At 62.0% G+C, this 17,909-nt stretch carries 11 protein-coding genes; all 11 read left to right on the top strand.

All coding sequences use genetic code 11. The annotated features are described in order from the left end of the window. Positions 1-284: 284 nt before the first annotated feature. Positions 285-953, top strand: a complete 669-nt coding sequence (locus tag HZB53_06805; protein ID MBI5877341.1) for a hypothetical protein — start codon at positions 285-287, stop codon at positions 951-953. A 6-nt stretch (positions 954-959) separates the two neighbouring features. Then, positions 960-3,581 carry a serine/threonine-protein kinase gene (locus HZB53_06800; GenBank protein MBI5877340.1) on the top strand — a complete coding sequence of 874 codons (2,622 nt, stop codon included), beginning with the start codon at positions 960-962 and terminating at the stop codon, positions 3,579-3,581. A gap of 28 nt (positions 3,582-3,609) precedes the next feature. After that, entirely contained in the window at positions 3,610-4,545 is a 936-nt protein-coding gene (locus HZB53_06795) for a serine/threonine protein kinase (protein ID MBI5877339.1), read from the top strand. 104 nt (positions 4,546-4,649) lie between these two features. Then, positions 4,650-6,320, top strand: a complete 1,671-nt coding sequence (locus HZB53_06790; GenBank protein MBI5877338.1) for an SUMF1/EgtB/PvdO family nonheme iron enzyme — start codon at positions 4,650-4,652, stop codon at positions 6,318-6,320. A 285-nt stretch (positions 6,321-6,605) separates the two neighbouring features. Further along, on the top strand, positions 6,606-6,848 hold the full coding sequence (locus tag HZB53_06785) for a hypothetical protein (GenBank protein ID MBI5877337.1): 243 nt from the start codon (positions 6,606-6,608) through the stop codon (positions 6,846-6,848). 87 nt (positions 6,849-6,935) lie between these two features. Continuing rightward, a complete protein-coding gene (locus HZB53_06780; GenBank protein MBI5877336.1) occupies positions 6,936-9,308 on the top strand; it encodes a protein kinase in 2,373 nt (790 codons plus the stop codon). Between the two features lie 9 nt (positions 9,309-9,317). Continuing rightward, positions 9,318-11,291 carry a protein kinase gene (locus HZB53_06775; GenBank protein MBI5877335.1) on the top strand — a complete coding sequence of 658 codons (1,974 nt, stop codon included), beginning with the start codon at positions 9,318-9,320 and terminating at the stop codon, positions 11,289-11,291. Positions 11,292-11,470: 179 nt separating this feature from the next. Next, positions 11,471-13,051 (top strand): serine/threonine protein kinase, encoded by a 1,581-nt coding sequence (locus HZB53_06770; protein ID MBI5877334.1) that lies wholly within the window; start codon positions 11,471-11,473, stop codon positions 13,049-13,051. Between the two features lie 96 nt (positions 13,052-13,147). Then, positions 13,148-14,353: a trypsin-like peptidase domain-containing protein gene (locus HZB53_06765; GenBank protein MBI5877333.1), complete on the top strand. Its 1,206-nt coding sequence runs from the start codon at positions 13,148-13,150 to the stop codon at positions 14,351-14,353. Between the two features lie 16 nt (positions 14,354-14,369). Beyond that, on the top strand, positions 14,370-16,832 hold the full coding sequence (locus tag HZB53_06760) for an FHA domain-containing protein (protein ID MBI5877332.1): 2,463 nt from the start codon (positions 14,370-14,372) through the stop codon (positions 16,830-16,832). 31 nt (positions 16,833-16,863) lie between these two features. Continuing rightward, the gene (locus HZB53_06755) at positions 16,864-17,856 is read left to right on the top strand and encodes an FHA domain-containing protein (GenBank protein MBI5877331.1); all 993 of its coding nucleotides are present in this window, start codon (positions 16,864-16,866) and stop codon (positions 17,854-17,856) included. The last annotated feature ends 53 nt before the right edge of the window (positions 17,857-17,909 follow it).

The raw sequence follows: 17,909 nt of genomic DNA, 5'->3' as shown, positions 1-17,909 counted from the left end.
TGGCGAAGGGACTGGCGAAGAAACCGGCAGATCGGTTTGCGACGGCTGACGCACTGGTAAGCGCGCTGGGGAGTAACGCCACTGCGCCCCCCGCAAGCAGGCGGCGGCTCGGTCTGAGGCCCTTCGCGATTGCCGTGGGATTGTGCGCTCTGCTCATCGCCCTCATCGTCGTCGCAGCGAACTCGACGAGTGTTGTGCCGGTAGCGCCGGCCGGAGCGAGTGAGGCCATTATTCCCCGTGCGCTCCTGACGACCTCGTCACCCGTCACTATGAGCACACAACTTATGCCCACCGTGACGGCAAAGCCTCTGGCGACATCGACCGCTACGCAGACCAGTCAGATGCGCGTTGCCGGATTGATGGCCAAAGTCGATCTCGTGTGGGGGAAGGATTGGGCACAGACAGTCGATTTATTGAAACAAGCGAACAAGCTTGATCCGACCGATTCGACTATCAATGACAAACTCTACGTTGCAATGTACAACTACGGAGCATATTACTCGACTGCCGGAAAGAAAGCGGACGCGATTATGTGGTTTCAGTACGCTCTTGAATTGAAACCTGATGGGGCCGAAGCTAAAAGCGGCCTGCTAAGCCTAACGCCCACAGCTACACCCACGGTCTTTCCACCGCTGAAGACCTTCTTGGGCATCTGGCACAACATTGATGACAACACCAGAAGTTGGACAAAGGTGGAAATCACGAGCGAGGGCGACCAATTTATCGCTCACTTTTGGGGAAGATGTCACCCAACGGACTGCGATGCGGGGATAAGCATGGTGACTTACAAAGGTAGCCCTGTCCTCATGTTCAAGAACGATGGATTCGCGACCCGGAACCAGACTTTGGGATTCGTGAAAGCGACAAATATTCTTCAGGTTACAACCATCACTCACTTCACTGATAATTCGGGACGTACTGATTTTACAAGCGTAGATTTTTTCCGGAAATAGCCTCCGATGGATACCTTGATCGGCCGCACGCTCGGCCAATACGAAATACTGGAAGAGATCGGCCGCGGCGGGATGGGCGCCGTCTTCAAGGCGCGCCACAAAATCCTGAACCGCTTCTTCGCGATCAAGATACTGGCGCCGCATCTGGTGTTCGACCAGCAGTTCGTCGCGCGCTTCCGGCAGGAGGCGCGCGCCACCAGCGAAATCCCGCACGACCACATCGTGCGGGTGGTCGATATTGCCGAGGAAGATGGAATCCACTACATCGCGATGGAGTTCATCGACGGCCAGACCCTGGCTCACCTGTTGGAATCCGGCCGGAAGTTCAGCCTGCCGGAGACCATTACGCTTGCGCAAGCGATTGGTTCCGCGCTCGATTTTGCCCATGCGCACGGCATCATCCATCGTGATGTCAAGCCGAGCAATATCCTGATCGACAAGCAAGACAAAGCGTTCCTGACCGACTTCGGCATCGCCAAAGCGGCGGCAGGCACGCGCGTAACGCGCACCGGCACGGCCATCGGCACACCCGAATATATGTCACCGGAGCAGGCGCAGGGGGATGAGATCGACAGCCGCAGCGATTTGTATTCGCTCGCGGTCGTGTTGTACGAGATGCTGACCGGCTCCAACCCATTCCGCGCCGACACGCCGATGGCTTCAGCGTATCGGACGGTACACACGCCGGCGGCGCCGATCCGCGCGGTGCGGGTTGAACTGCCGGCCAATGTAGAACAGGCATTGGCGACGGCGCTGGCCAAGAAACCAGCCCGCCGCTTTGCGGACTGCGGCGCGCTCGTTGCCGCGCTCGAAGGCACGGGTTCGGCAGTCGTCGCCGGAGCGCCTGATGCGGAAGAGCGTGCCGGTGCGCCGCATGCCCGTCGGCGTGCCTTCGTGCCGTTAGTCGTCGCGGCACTGCTGGCAGTCGTCGTGATCGGCATGGTGGCCGGGTACGCCGTCAGGCCCGATTGGTTCGCGCCAGTGCTGGGCGAGTTTGGCGCGCCACCGGACGCGGCGCCGTTGCCCCAGCCCACGCCTACCGCGTTCGCGGCGGTCATCCCACCCGTCCCCGCCATCAAGAGCATCGTCACCCGAGGCGGCGGCGTTATTGAGTTGTCGCCGTTCCCTGACTCGCTGAGCGAATTCACGATGCGCGGCAGCCGGCCCCAGCCGCTCGGCAACCTGCTCCTCGTCCAGACCAAATCGCATTGGTTCTGGCTGAAAGCCGAGGGCGGCGCCGTTCCCACCTACGGGGTATCGGACGCGGGCACCGATCAGTGGACGAGCATCGACGCGCTGGCGGACTACCAACCGGTACCAACCCCGAAGGATTCATATTTGGAAAGTCGGCTCAAGTTGTTGCAGTTGGCTATGCCATCCAGCCTCTTTTCCACGGCAGACGATCCGATGAGCGGTCTCATCCGCGTCAGCACCAAGAGCACCGGCGAAGTGATTGGGGAGATTGCGTATGCAAGCGGGCGTTACTACTTCTTTGTCCCCACTGTGGCTATGGGTGCAGATGGGAAAGGCACGTGGGTTCGTCTGTACGCGGGCGAGTTGTCGGGGCGAAGCGAGCTCAAGGTCGCACTGGTTCTGCCGCCAACTCCCACCCCGACGCTAACGCCAACGGTCACCCGTACGCCCGTACCGACGCTCACGCGCACGCCGACGCTTCCGCCGCCTCCCACGCCGACTCGCACACCGGTACCGCCCACGCCGACCGAAACGCCGGTACCGCCCACGCCCACGCCGATCATTGCCGGACGCTTGGCTATACCGATCTGTGCCGGCAAATGCGAAACGAAGCTGGATCAGCAAATCATTCTGGTCAACGTCAGCGATCCAGCGAAGTACACGGTGGTAGCCCTGGCTGCGACTGACCCCCAGTTCCAGGAAGACGGCAAGCGTCTATTGTTCCGATCAATTGCATGGTCCGATAGCGGTCTGGGCCGCAGCGAAGGCATCTATTTCTATGACTTCCCCGGCTCCAGCTTCGCGCGTGTGTCTGGAGCGCCGGATGATGCATACCCGGTTTTCAGCAAAGGACGCGTCGTATTCACTTCCATTCGGGATGTCTCGCGCAATCCGCACCTCTTCATTGTCGATCGCTACGGTTTTGACGAGAAACCGCCAACGATCGGCGCCCAGACGACCACACTGATTCCGGACGCGCGCTGGCCGTCGTTCTCCGAGGCGTCGGGTCTATTTGCATACGTCGGTTGCATTCGCTCCAGTTGCGGCATCTGGACGACCGACGACAAAGGCTATGCGCTGCAAAACGCTTGTTGCCGGCTAACGCCTGGCGCGTCTGACACCGCGCCCGACTGGTCGCGCGACGGGCAGTGGCTCGTATACGTGTCGCGCGATAACCCAGCGCCGGAAATTCATCTGGTGAACCGCAACTCGCGCGACGGCCGCGGGCGCAGAGTGCTGGCCGCCGAAGGCCAAAATGTCGCGCCGACCTGGTCGCCCAACGGCAAGTGGATTGCCTACTTGTCGAATCGAGACGGCCAATGGGCCGTGTGGCTGGTTGGCTTTGACGATCCGAGCGCGAATTTCAAGCTCCTCGATTTGCCAGGCGTCCTGATCGATCCGGCTGGTCGGCGAATGGATTGGGGCTTGCCGTGACTGCGGCCACGCAGCAAAGGGTACTGCCATGCCAACGCAATCCGTGAAGGCGTTTGGCCCTTACCGCTTGCACAGCGTGATTGGGCGCACCCGGACAGCCACCGTGTATAAGGCGCTTGATGAGCACAGGCGTCAGGTGGCTGTGAAGATTCTTTTCAAAGACACGGCGGCCAACCCGGAATATCGACGGCGATTCCTCCAGACCGCCCAAATGGCGGCCGGCATTCGACATCCCGGCATCGTGCCCGTTGTCGACTACGGAGAACTCGGCGGGCATTTATATCTGGCCATGCCGTTTGTGCGCGGCCAGAGTCTGGAGCGAACCTTGTCTAAACGATCGCGTTTGCCGTGGCGGCAACGTTCGCGCTTGCCGTGGCCGCGCGCGGTTATGATCGTATCACATGTCGCGGGGGCGTTGGCGTATCTGCACGAACAGAATATTGTGCATGGCGACGTCAAGCCGAGCAATATCATGTTTGGGGCCGGAGGGCGCGCGCTGCTGACGGACCTGGGCATTGCCGGTGCGCGGGGGACACGCTTCAGTACGAGCAGCGCATTTGCGCTTGGCTCGGCGGCCTACATGCCCCCCGAACAGATCGTCGGACGGCCTGTCGATGGGCGCGGCGATCAGTATGCGCTGGCGACGGTGCTATATGAAATGCTGGCCGGATGGCGGCCGTTCGGCGGCGATGATATAGCCGTTGTACTGCGCCAGCAAGTGGGCGAAGCGGCGCCGCCGCTGGTGGTCCGTGGATTACCGCCCGCCCTGCCACTCGTCATTATGCGCGCCCTGGCCAAGCGCCCGGACGATCGCTTTGATTCAGTCGACGAGTTTGCGCAGGCGCTTTGGCACAGTACCTCCGATGCGCGCAAGCTCAATCAGGCGGTGGTCATGGTTGCGGGGGTGAGCCTGGCTTTATTGTTGGTTAGCCTTGTCGTGGCGTGGTCGATGTGGGTGAAGTGACGGTGTCGCGCTAGACACTGTGTCGCCATAGAAGCAGAATTGCGCAATCGCTTGCACACCATTCGATTTCGATAGTTTCGAACAGCGAAAACCACGGTTACCCAATGTTATTTCCAGACGCCATCCTGCAAGCGCGCTATCAGATCGTGCGCGAATTGGGCAACGGCGGCATGGGCCGCGTGTACCTGGCGCGCGACACGCGCTTGGGTGATCGGCTGGTGGCCGTCAAGGAGAACACCACGTCGTCGGCCGATGCGATCGCGCAATTCGAGACGGAGGCTGTCCTGCTGGCGATGCTCAATCACCCGAACCTGCCGCGGGTATCAGACCACTTTGTGGAAACGCACAGCCAGTATCTGGTCATGGATTACATCGAGGGCGAAGACCTGGACGCCACCGTCAAGCGCGCCGGCGCACTGACGGAAACTGCCGCTCTGCCCTGGATGATGCAGGTGCTCGGCGCGGTCGAGTATCTGCACGGCCAGAGACCGCCCATCATCCATCGTGACATTAAGCCAGGCAACATCAAAGTAACGCCGGGCGGCAAGGCGGTGCTGGTCGATTTCGGGATCGCCAAGCTGCAAATTGAAGGTACCGCGACGATGGTGGGCGCGCGCGGGATCACACCCGGCTACACGCCGCCGGAACAGTATGACCAGCACACCGACGAGCGCAGCGACGTCTACGCGCTGGGCGCAACGTTCTATACGCTGCTGACCGGCCAGATACCCCCGGCGTCCACCCTGCGCACGTCGGGGCGCGCGTCGCTGGCGCCGCCCCGGCAGTTGCGGCCGGCATTGTCATCCCGGGTTGGGGCGGTGATTATGAGGGCGCTGGAGTTGGATGCGCGGCAACGCTGGCAAAGCGCCCGCGACATGCGATTGGCGTTGCAGGGGCAGGCGGTACCTGCGCCGGTCAAGTGGGCGCGCACTAATCGCATCATCTGGGCCTCCGTCGCCAGCGCTGTTGTGCTGATCGCGCTGATCGCGCTGTCGGCGGGTGGGGGAGTGCCCGGCTACGTTCCGGCGGCAACGCCATCGCCGGCGCCCTCTGCGCCGCGCCTGGGCGAAGAGCGTGTCTTCGGCAGCGGGGCGATGGTGTACGTACCGGCAGGCGACTTCAAGATGGGGAGCAACACCAACTGGAATGACGAGAAACCACAGCACAGGGTGGCGCTGGACGGCTACTGGATTGACAAGACCGAGGTGACAAACGCGCAGTATGCGAAGTGCGTGACGGCAGGGGCATGCAGCGCGCCAGTCTCTCTCCTTTCGTACACACGCCCACACTATTACCTTAACGCGCAGTACAGCAACTACCCGGTGATCTACGTCTCGTGGAACGACGCGCAGAACTTCTGCGGATGGGATGGGAAGCGGTTGCCGACGGAAGCGGAATGGGAGAAGGCGGCGCGCGGCACGGACGGGCGGGTTTATCCATGGGGTAATGAGTTTGAAAAGAGCAGGCTCAACTCGATTGATGGTGGAGCGGGGGACACAACTACTATAGGGAGCTATCCGCAAGGCGCCAGTCCGTACGGTGCGCTGGATATGGCGGGGAATGTATGGGAGTGGGTCGCGGACCGGTACAGTGATACCTATTATCAGAACGCGCCGACGCTAGACCCGAAGGGGCCGGATTCCGGCTCGAGTCGTGTGCTGCGCGGCGGGTCGTACGATTTCGGAGCAGCCAGCGCGCGCGCGTCCGGCCGCATCGGCAGCAAAGGGCCGCTGATGTACAACTACGTCGGTTTCCGGTGCGCGGGGAGTGGCTGAGGGGTAAGAAGCGGCGGTTTGGAGGCTATGCCCCGGCGGCTCGGAAAGATGTCGGAACCCGAAATGCACAACAGCCAATGAAAGGCGCGAAATGGAGTTGCGCCTGACCGTCATTGCGAGAAGCCCACGGCAGGGGCCCCGCCGTGCGCAGGCCCGGGAATTGGCGAGCGGGTTGTCATGCACATGTACGTCATTAGCGTCCTGATTATCACATTCAAGCGCGCATCGTCTGCGAAGACCCTGGGCCGCGGCTGTCGTGCCCAGCGGGGAATCGGTTCTGCTGCTTTGTCCGTACTCGTCGGCCCGCGGGGCGTCATCTACACGCTGGCGGCGTTGCTCTGGGACCTCGCCGGCGGCATCCAACTGGAACCCAACAACGCCCAGTTGCTGGCGTATCAGGGCGCGCGGTTTTTCGAGATTCACTCATATGACCTGGCGCGCTCGTGCCTGGCCGCCAGCCTGCGCTTCGAGAAGAATGCATCAATCCAGGGGCTGCTCGATCGGCTGCCGCCGGCGCCGGTTGGGTAATCCGGCGGGGGTGACGCTGCCGCCCGGCGGCAGGGTCAAACTATTATGACGAGCGTACGAGGCTATTCACGACATGAGTAGCGCACAATGATAGGCCGCATCCTCAAGAACCGTTACCGCCTCGCGGCGCAGATCGGGCAAGGCGGCATGGGTGTTCTCTATCGCGCACGCGACCTGCAACTGGAGCGCCAGGTTGCGATCAAGATTCTGCGTGCGGGCAGCGACGTGTCAATCGCCATGCGCTTCCAGCAGGAGGCGCGCATCATCGCCGGTCTCCAACACCCCCATATCTTGCAGGTGCTCGATTATGGCCAGGCGGACGACCTGCTGTTCATGGTGCTTCCGCTGGCGGAGGGCGGCACGCTTTACGATCGGATTCATGGCAAAGCGATGCCGCTCGACTTCGCGACTAATGTGCTGTGTGTGTTGACCGACGCGCTGGCGGCTGCCCACGAGCATGATCCTGCCATCGTCCATCGCGACTTGAAACCGTCCAATGTCCTGTACACGAAACCGGACGCCCACATCTTGCTGGCGGATTTTGGCATCGCCAAGATCCTGGGCGGCGAGAGCACGCTCATCCTCGGAAGCCACGCGGGCAACGACAAGCAGTTGCTGACCCGCACCGGGGTACTGGTGGGAACGCCCGAGTACATGTCGCCCGAGCAAGCAGGCGGCTCCGTCGTGGATGCGCGCAGTGACGTCTACGCACTAGGCGTCATGCTGTATGAGATGCTTTCTGGCGCGACGCCGTTCCATGGCGCAACCGCGTGGCAAACACTGGAGCTGCACGCCTCGGCGCCGGTGCCGAGTTTGCGGAAAAGACGTGGCGATCTCAGCGACCAGATCGAATATGTAGTCACACGCGCCCTGGCTAAGCGCCCGGAAGATCGCTTCCAAAATGTGCGGGAATTTTGGGATGCCTGGCAATCCGGCCTGGCCGGCAACCTTGCCGTTCCGGAGCCGAAGCCGTCAGTGGAACGCATCCCACCGGTTGCGCCGAAGCCGCGCCCGTTCCCGGCATGGTGGATCGCTGCCGCCGCAGCGGTTGTCGTCGTAATCGCTCTGGCGTATGCCGTAGCTCGCAACGGCACCCTGACATTGCAGGCAGAAGCGGCATACCAGCAAGGTATCGTCTATGCGAATGCGGACACACCGCAACTGGCGCTCATCGAATTCGACAAGGCACTGGCGTTCGATCCGAGCTACAAAGATGCCGCCGCCCGCCGTGATGCGGCGCGATTGGCGATCGAGTCACAGGCGGCCATTCGCACCGCCGATCGCGATCTGGCCGATGGCCGCTACTGCGAGGCGATCGACCGGTACGATAGCGTTCGCAACCGGCCGGAAATCAGCACGGCCAATGTCTTTCGCGCCGGCGTCGAGTGCGGCCGCCTTCGCTTGTACGCGGATGAAGTAGATCTTGCGCTCGCCCGCTTCGATGGCGCGTTGTCGCTGCCGGGACGAAGCGAGGATTCTGAGGCGCGTGCCCTGCAGCGTCTGGCGGCAGACTATCGCAAGGGGCTCGACGCCTTTAGCGCGGGTCAGTGGGATCGGGCCATAGCTGTGTTGTCCTCGATAGCTGATCGCCTGCCACGGGCGAAGCCGCGCCTGGCACAATCCTACGTCCAGCGTGGACGCCAGACAAAGAGCGGCGCAGGTATCGACGCGCTTGAACGCGCGGTCGAAGACTTCGAGCGCGCCGATCGCGTCGTGCCGGATAATCCGGAAATTCGCAGTGCGCTGACGGGCGGCCGCGCCGAGCTTTATCAAGCATACGTCGGGGATGCTCGCAGCCTATTGGCCGGCAACCAATGTGCGAGTCTGCCGCAGGTGGAGGACCGCCTGGCCAAAGCGACCGTGCTCAATCCAACCAACGCCGAACTTGCGGAACTTCAGAACCAGTTGGCCGGGCAGAAGCAGATTAGCCTCGCGACGATTGCCAACTCGCGGTCCGGTTTCAGCGGCACGCAGGGGAAAAACGGCTGGTTCTACCTCATAACCGTAGTCGGCAACAGCACGGCGCTGGAGCCGATCAATTTCTGGAATGAAGAAACGCGAACGTGGTACACGTTTCACCAGTGGGTACGCATGGAAGAGCTGGGCGCGCATCCTGGTTTCCCGTCGAGTTCCAACAGCAAAGACATCATTCGCCGGTGGCGAAGCCCGGCGACCGGGCGCGTGCACATCTACGTCAGCGCATATAAGCTGGACGTCGAGGATCCCTACAACCCGGGCGACGGCGTGACGGTCTATTTGCGCTACAAAGGCGCGTACCCGTGGTCGGCGCCAATCAGAGCGCTCGATACCATCGGCGTGCGCAATGCGGAGGTAGCCGCTCTCGCCGTGAACGCCGGCGACGATCTTGATTTTGGCATTGACCCGCGCACCGGTCCGGGACATGACTACACGGCTATGGAAATCACTGTGAAACTCGAAACGCAAAGCTGCACGAAATAGGGGCCGCGCATGAAAGAATTTTCAGCCGGCCAAATCGTCGGCCAGTACACGATTATCGGCGTCCTGGGCCGTGGGCGCAGTACCGTAAGTTATGTGGCCGAGCAGCCCAGCCTGTCGCGCAAGGTCGTCGTAAAAACGTTGCCGATCCCGCCGGCCGATCCGGATATAGCGTCGCAATTCACACAAGCCGCGAAGTTCGTGGCGCAGATGGATAGCCCGGTCGTGGCGCCGGTCTATGAAGCGACAATTCTGGACGATACGTGTTTGCTGGTCGAAAAATACATCGAGGGCGGCGCGTTGGCGGATCGCCTCGAGTCCACCCTCACGGCGGAAGAGGCGGCGAACATGCTGGCGGCCGTGGCGCATGCGTTGGAAAGTCTGCACGCCCGCGGGATTGCCTACGGACGCCTGACACCGAACAATTTGCTGCTGGCGCCGGGCGGTGCCGTTCTGTTGGACGATCTGGTCTTTGCACGCATCGCCAGCGCACCCGAATCGATGCCCGGCGTCAACGGCGCCTATCTGCCGCCGGAACGGCGTACCGGGCAACCGGCCACGACTACTGGCGATATTTTCGCGCTCGGCGTTCTGGCGATTCATCTATCTATGGGGCCCGCCTTTGCCGCACGCACGGGCAACGCTGAATCTCCCATACAGGTTCCGCGCGAGATCGCGTGGACTGAAAGTCGCCGACGAGCGGTCCAATCGGCCATAGCGCCGGAACCTTCTAAGCGCACCCAATCGATCGCCACTATCGTGGACGAGTTCAGGGCCAAGGCCGTGGCCTCCGGGCGTGGCGCATCCGCGTTGAACGGAAAACCGCACCCGCCCCGGCCGGGGCTGTGGCTCGCGTGGGCATTACTGGGCATTCTGATGGTGGCCGTGGTAGCGGTGTCGGCTGTGATGTTCAACCAGCAACAACAGTGCAAACAGATCGGCGTCATTAAGTTGGTGCAAGCACAGCAATACGTGGACAACCGGAAATATGATGACGCCCGGCGCGCCTACCAAGCGGTGCTCGACTGCGATTCGGCCAATGCAGACGCCGTCGCCGGTCTCGGGCTCGTTGCCGACAAGGAGCAATTGCCCGCGGTATTTGCCGCCGGCCAGCGGCGGTTTGACGACGGCGATTTTGTGGGCGCCTTGGAGCAATGGGGTCGTGTGAAGAAATCGGATCCAAGCTATCCGGGACTGAACGAGAAACTGTACGGCGCCAACGCCAGTCGCGCCGTGGAACTCGTCCAGAGCGGAACCGTGATAAGCGCGGTGGCATACTTTAATGAAGCACTCGCATTGCGTCCCAACGATGCCGCCGTCGCTGTGCAACGCCAGCAGGCCGTTCTGTTTGTCGACGCGCAGAAAGCGTATGACGGGCGGCAATGGACCGCCGCGTCGGATAAATTCGCGAACTTGTACGCGGCAACTCCAGGCTACCAGCCTAACCTGCCTGCGTTGTTGTTCAACAGCTATGTCAATGCCGCCAAAGACACCTGGCAGGAGCATCGTTGCACGGAAACCGTCGTATGGCTGGTGAAAGCGGCGGCGATCAGCAGTATCGACGTGGGTGTGGCGACGACCATGCTCGCGGAGGTGCGCGCTGCGTGCGCTACACCTACGCCCACACCCAGTCCAACAAGCACGCCGCGGCCCGTACCGACGCCGACCCCGCATTACTGTTTCGTCCCGGAGGTCGTCGGGCAGGCCGAGCGCCCAGGCGTTATCTATATCGAAGGCAAGGTGCTCGACCGAACCGGCAAAGGTGTCGCTGGGATGTTGGTAAAAGTCCGGCCCAGAGCGGGCGGACCCGATGTGTTTGCGCTAACGGTGCCCAGCGGAGATTTCAATTATCACGGCTTGAACGGTGCAGCCGACTGGCTCATCAGCATGAAAGACTATGAATCGCGCGAACGGCTGGTATCGTTCCCGGGTGGCGGATGGGTCATCTTCGTCAATATTCAGGAAAAGCCATGCCCGTCGAACTAGAGCGGCTTCGTGATTGAACCATCGATTCGCCGCGGTCACACACTATGGCAGGCGAGGCCATGGGCATGACACGATGTTGAGATCGATAGAGAACTTACGCCAGGCCATCGCCAGCGTGATGAGTTAGGACCAACGCTATGCTTGCTCCAGGTACTGTGTTGTTATCGCGGTATCGCATTATGGGTCTGCTCGGACACGGCGGCATGGGCGCGGTATACCTTGCCGCGGACATGGGCGACGGTAATCGGCGCGTGGCTGTCAAGGAGAATCGGATCGCCAGCCTGGCCGGGATCAAGCAGTTTCAAATCGAAGCGAATATCCTGGCCAGGCTTCAGCACCCGAACCTGCCGCGCGTCAGCGCCCATTTCCTAACGGCGGGGACCCAGTACCTCGTGATGGATTTTGTCGACGGTGAAGACCTTAATGTCCTCGTGAGCCGGGTTCGACACCTGCCGGAAACTCAGGTCCTGGGGTGGATGCGCCAAATCATGGACGCCGTGGCCTACCTGCACGCGAACCGGGTCATCCATCGCGACATCAAACCGGCCAATATACGGGTTACGCCGCAGGGGCGCGCCGTCCTGGTGGATTTTGGCATTGCCAAGATCCAGACCACCGGCCAGGCCACGATGCTTGGGGCGCACGGCGGGACCCCGGGCTTTGCTCCGCCGGAACAATTCGGCGGCGGCACTACGCCGCGCTCGGATATCTATTCCCTGGGCGCAACCCTGTATTTCCTGCTGACCAGTCACGACCCGGTTGACGCGCAGTTGCGGCTGCGGGGCGCGCCGCTGCCGCGGCCGCGCCTCTATGATCCCTCGATCAGCCCCGGCACTGAACGCGCCATCCTGCACGCGTTGCGTCTGAACCCGCGCGAACGATTCCAGCATGTATCCGCATTTCAGCGCGCCCTGTCGACACGGGCCCCCGCATCGTCGTCGCTTGGTTGGCCGATGGTAGCCGTAGGCGTCGCAGTGTTGTTCTTTTTAATGTTCATCGGCCTTCCCTCGCCCCCGCCACCGCCCCCATCGCCGACGGCCACTGTGGTGCGCGCATCGGCAGCCCCGCCCTCCGGCGCGGCAACTGCCCAACCAGTTCGGCCGACGAATCCGGCGACACCTACGACGGTTGCTGTAGACGTCACGGAGACGCCCACCAGCACGCCGACCGCGGCACCCACGGCTACGCGCAACCCAGGGCCCAACGCCAATTGCCAGTTCAATGTCTCAACGAGCGGGACGTTCTACGCGACCTGGCGGGCTCACGTGAACGAAATCGGCTGCCCGCGGACGCCCCAACAACTGGATTCGACGCAGATCGGCTTCAATGAGCAGCGCTTTGACCGCGGACATCTGTTTTTGTACAACGATGGCGCACCGTATTTCGTGCTCATCACATACGGCACGCCCAATGAAGATGATCGCGGCGACGGAACGTGGGAAAAGCGAGACGGCGAAGCCTGGTCGGGTCGCGATGAAGGATACTGCGACGAAGCCAACCCAGATCCACCGAAAAATTACCCCGTATACGATATTTTCGCCAAAGTCTTCTGTCTCGACAAGCCGGTGCAGTTCCGCCTTGGGTGGGGTCGTGAGTACGATTCGCGCAAGCAGTTGCAGTTGTTCGGCAAAGGCAATATCCAGAAGATGCAGCTTCAGTTTTTCCAGCGGGGCGTGATTCTGCGCGATAGCGACGGCGAAACACATCGGTTGGTGTATGTGCTGCGCGACAACGGGACCTACACGCGGGAGCCGTATTGAGCGAGCGCATCCGACGCCGTCGCACGGCCATTTTGCGCCATACCGGCGCGCAACAATCGTCAATCGGGCGAGTAATTTTGGACAAGGACAGTTATCGTGAGCATGCCGCCTTCTTCCCACGAACTCGGTTTAGCCGCATCCGGTAGCCGCAGCGATCGGCCGGTGCGGATCACGCCGCGCGGCATTCGCATCGGCCGCGATGCGCAGTGCGCTATCCCGCTGCGTGATCCGCAGGCGTCTCGACAGCATGCGGTCGCGTGGCGGCAGAGCGGACAATACTTCGTGCGCGATGAAGGCAGCGCCAACGGCACGTGGTTGAACGGCGAGCGCCTGGCCCAACCGCGCGAATTGCACGCGGGCGATGTTTTGCGCATCGGACAGACGCCACTGAATGTGGTGACGGTCTCCGGCGGCCAGGCGATTCCGTTGTGGATAGTTGGCGCGGCGGCACTGGTTATTTTTGGCGTGCTCTATCTGGCGACTCGTCCGAGCAGCGGTGCGACGCAGATCGGCGCGGCCACAGCCACTGTCCGCCCGACGGCCACCGCCATCGCGACGGTGCCGACCGTGACGCCGACGTCCGCGCCGGCCACGGCCACGCCATCGCCGCTACCGGCGACGGCCGCTCCAACCGCATCGGCGGCGCAAGTACTACAGACTGCCCAACAGGCCACCGTGCAACTGCGGGTTCAGACACCTCAAGGCACATCATTCGGTTCCGGTTCTATCGTTGACAGCCGGGGCCTTATACTCACCAATTTCCACGTCATCGGCGATAGCAAAACCGGATCATTCTACAATGCCCAGAAGATCGCGGAAGTCGCGATAACCATATTACCCAACGGAGACGCGGAGTGGCGTTATCGGGCGATTCCGGCTGCGTGGGATGTAGATTTGGATTTGGCGGTACTGCGGATTACGGCTGATCTGAATGGCCGCCCGGTGAGCGGGCTCAACCTGCCGCGCGTGTTGCTGGGCAACTCCGATACGCTCCAAATCGGCGAGCGGATTCATACGCTCGGCTACCCCGGCATCGGCGGAGACTCCCTGACGGTCACCGAAGGCACCGTCTCAGGTTTTGTCACGGAAGGCGACCAGCGCCAGTGGATTAAGTCCGACGTTGATGTAACCCGCGGCAATAGCGGTGGTATGGCCGTAGCCGCCGATGGGCGAATGATTGGGGTGCCTAGCGCGGTCATGACCGATTCCACTGGCGGTCGAACGCTGGGACGATTGAGTTACCTGCGGCCGATCAACTTGGCCAAGCCGCTTATCGCCAAAGCGGCGGCCACTTTACCCTGATTGGAGCGAGGACAGCATGTCTGAGCGGGGCTATCTGGAGTTTATCAGCGGTGAGCGCAAGGGCGATCGCGTTGACCTGGGTGCCAGCAACCTTGTGGGCCGCGGTCCCGACGCGCAAATCCGACTACCTGACCACACGGTCTCGCGGCACCACGCGCGCATCGTGGTCGACGCGCGCGGCGCCACCCTCGAAAACCTGAGCCGGCGAAATCCGGTGCGAATTGACGGCGAGCCGGTCGGCGCCCCGGTTCGCCTGCAACATGGCGCGATCGTGCAACTCGGCCGCGTCCAGGCGCGCTATGGCGTGGACCACAAACCCGCCGCGCGCTCGGAAACCGATTCCGCACACGAGACGCCCCACGCAGCGCAGGGCGGCCCGGAGACCAAACAACTAGCGCTCGCTCCACGGATGACGATCGGCCGTGGCCGCGCCAATGCAGTATTGCTCAATCACCCGCAGGTCTCGCGGTTTCATGCGCGCGTCGACCGCACCGCGCATGGCTACGTCATCAGCGATTTGGGCTCAACCAATGGCACCTTCGTGAACGGGCGGCGCATCGAGCGCCATCGCATCCGGCCAGGCGATATTATTCAAATCGGGGCGTACCGGCTGTCGTTTGACTTGGATCACGGCTTCCTCACGCAGCAGAGCCAGATGGCGGCCGTCCGCGTGGATGCCCTTCATTTAACACACCGTGTGCCTGGGAAGCCCGAACCGCTGCTGAAGGACGTCTCGCTGGCCGTGTATCCCGGCGAGTTTGTGGCGCTGGTCGGCGGCAGCGGGGCAGGCAAAACGACGCTGATGAAGGCGCTCAATGGTTTCCAGCCGGCCACGCGCGGACGAGTGCGTATCAATGGCGACGACCTGTACACCCACTTCGATGCCTATCGCTCGATTATCGGGTATGTGCCGCAAGACAACATCGTGCACGCCGATCTGACGGTGCGGCAAACATTAGACTTCGCGGCTCGACTGCGGCTTCCGACGGACACCACGCCGGTTGAGCGAGCGCGCCGGATCGATACCGTTCTGCGCCAACTGGATATGGCGGAGCATCAGGGCAAGTTGGTCAAGATGCTGAGCGGAGGACAAGTCAAGCGCGTCAACATCGCCGTCGAACTACTGGCGGAGCCGCCGTTGCTGTTTCTGGACGAACCGACCTCGGGCCTCGACCCCGGCTTGGAAAAGCAACTCATGAAGGATTTGCGCAGCCAATCGGACCACGGGCGCACGATCGTTCTCGTTACGCATGCCACGGCCAACATCAGTGAATGTGATCACGTGGCATTTATTTCGCAGGGGCGGCTCTGCTATTTTGGCCCACCCGAAACCGCACCCGCGTTCTTTGAAACGACGGGCGGCGGCGAACGCCGCAGCGATGACGCTTTTGCCGAGATCTACATCAAACTGCAGCACCAATCGGCGCGGGACTGGGAACATCGTTACGAGCGATCGGAAGCATTCCAGGAGTATGTAGCCCGGCGGCTCAACCGGTCGGTCGGGCACGCACTGACGTCCAATGGGCATGACCAGCCGCCGCGCGGCCGGCAACTGTCGACGCCGCGCGCCTCGCCCGTGCGCCAGTGGTGGATCCTGGTGGAACGGTATTTTGAACTCTTGCGGCATGATCTCAAGAGTATGATCATCCTCGTGGGCGTCATGCCGATGTTAGGCGTATTCCTGAGCTTCATGAGTGAGCCCGATGCGTTGACGCTCAAGGGCGCCGAAGCGATCAAGGCGATTGTGGCCGACAAAGGCGGTTACCTCGTTGCTGGCGGGGCGCAACGCCTGCTGCTGATCTTGTCGCTGGCGGCGGTATTGCTGGGCATCTTCGCAGCCGTCTACGAACTCTCCAAGGAGCGGTCGATCTACCGCCGTGAGCGCGGCGCGGGCATCAGCATCGCAGCCTACTTGTCATCCAAGATCACGGTTCTGCTGGGGTTTGGGTTTGTACAAATCGCTTTGCTCATGCTGGTCGTGATGGCCCGCGTGCAATTGCCGGATGGCGGGCTGATTGGCAGCGCCGTCCTGGACACCTACATAACGCTGTTGCTGGCGACGCTGGCCGGCATCTGTTGCGGTCTGCTGATCTCGGCCCTGGCCAATCAAATGGCTGCCACCTACGTGGTCCTCGTCGTCGTGTTCATGCAGATACTGTTTTCGGGCGCGTTATTCGAGTTGGACGGCGGCGCCCGATTGGCGTCTCAATTGACGTTCTCGCACTGGACGCTGGACGGACTCGGCTCCGTTGCGAACATCGGCAGCATGGTCGATGCGGAACAGATCGAGCAAACGATTGAAATACCCAAGGGTTCGGGGCAGAAACAAAAAGTGGCGATCAAACCGGAGACCAAGCTGCACATCAAGTACCAGCACGAAGCGGATCACTTGCGCGGCGTGTGGGGCGTGCTGGGCGGCTATGCTGCCGGGTTTATGGCGCTGGCCTACGTCGCGTTGAAACGCCAGAACGGCGGCTAACGCGCCCGGGCCGCCCGCTGAGGATTTCCGCATGGAAACACTCGTCTTTCTCGCGCTGTTGGGCGGGCTAGTGTACGTGGCGGTACAGAAGCTCGTGCTCGAACAGCGCTGTGTGTCGTGCCATCGCCCGCGCATCGGCGGCGCGGTTCGCTGTCCCTACTGCGGTGCCGACTATCCGCCGCGCGCCGCGCGCGCCATGGAGCTGGTCGTACTCAACGGCCCGTTGCAGGGCAGCCGTTTCGCGCTTACCACGCCCGTCTTTGAAATAGGGGCGGGTGCCGGACTCGACCTGCAGTTGCCCGATAGGTCAGTGCTTGCGCGTCATGCCGCCATCAGCGCGCAACAAGGCCGGTATGTTCTGTTTCCACGCCAAGGTGGTGCAAGCGTACTGGTAAATGGTTACCCCGTGGTTCAGCCGCATATGTTGCGGGTTAACGACCGCATACAGCTGGGTGCCACTGTGCTGGCCCTTCGCGCTGGTCCGTTCCTCGCGCCATCCCGCGGCATCTCGGCGCCGGTGCCTCAGTTCGCGGTGCTGCCCCCGTGGGGCGCGGGCCTGAGCAGCATGCGCTCAGAGCGTCGGCTCTCAGGCGGTGGCGCGCTGTTGGCCTTGCTCTGTTTCTTCATGCCGTGGCTCAGCGTGTCGTGCAGCGGAAGCTCGCTGGCCTATAGCGGATATGCCCTGGCCTCCAATTCGAGCCTGGGAAACTCCTGGACGTGGTTGCTCTGGCTCGCGCCACCGGCGGCGCTGGCCGTGCTCTGGTTGCTCTACCGGACGCTGGCTGGCGATACGCCCGACGATCATCGTCTGGCGACGCAGCAACTGGCAGCCGGGCTGGCCGGCATGGCGCCGACCGTCATGTTATTCATTGCCCTTGAGCAGGCCCGCCGCGATCCACGCAATTTGGCCGTCGGCCTGCTGATCAATCTGGAACCCGGATACTGGCTGACATTGCTGGGGTTCATCGGTGTCGTAGTCGGAGCGGCGCTGGATCGCCAACGGCATCATCCACAGCGCTTCTGAAGATGTATGACTGACAATAACCTGCCCCAAGGGACCTGCGCAGTGGTGAGCAT

It is taken from the genome of Chloroflexota bacterium (genome assembly GCA_016235055.1).
In the GTDB taxonomy this organism is placed as follows: domain Bacteria; phylum Chloroflexota; class Anaerolineae; order JACRMK01; family JACRMK01; genus JACRMK01.
The sequence above is the reverse complement of the archived record's forward strand: the minus strand, read 5'-3'. Positions and strand labels throughout refer to the sequence as shown.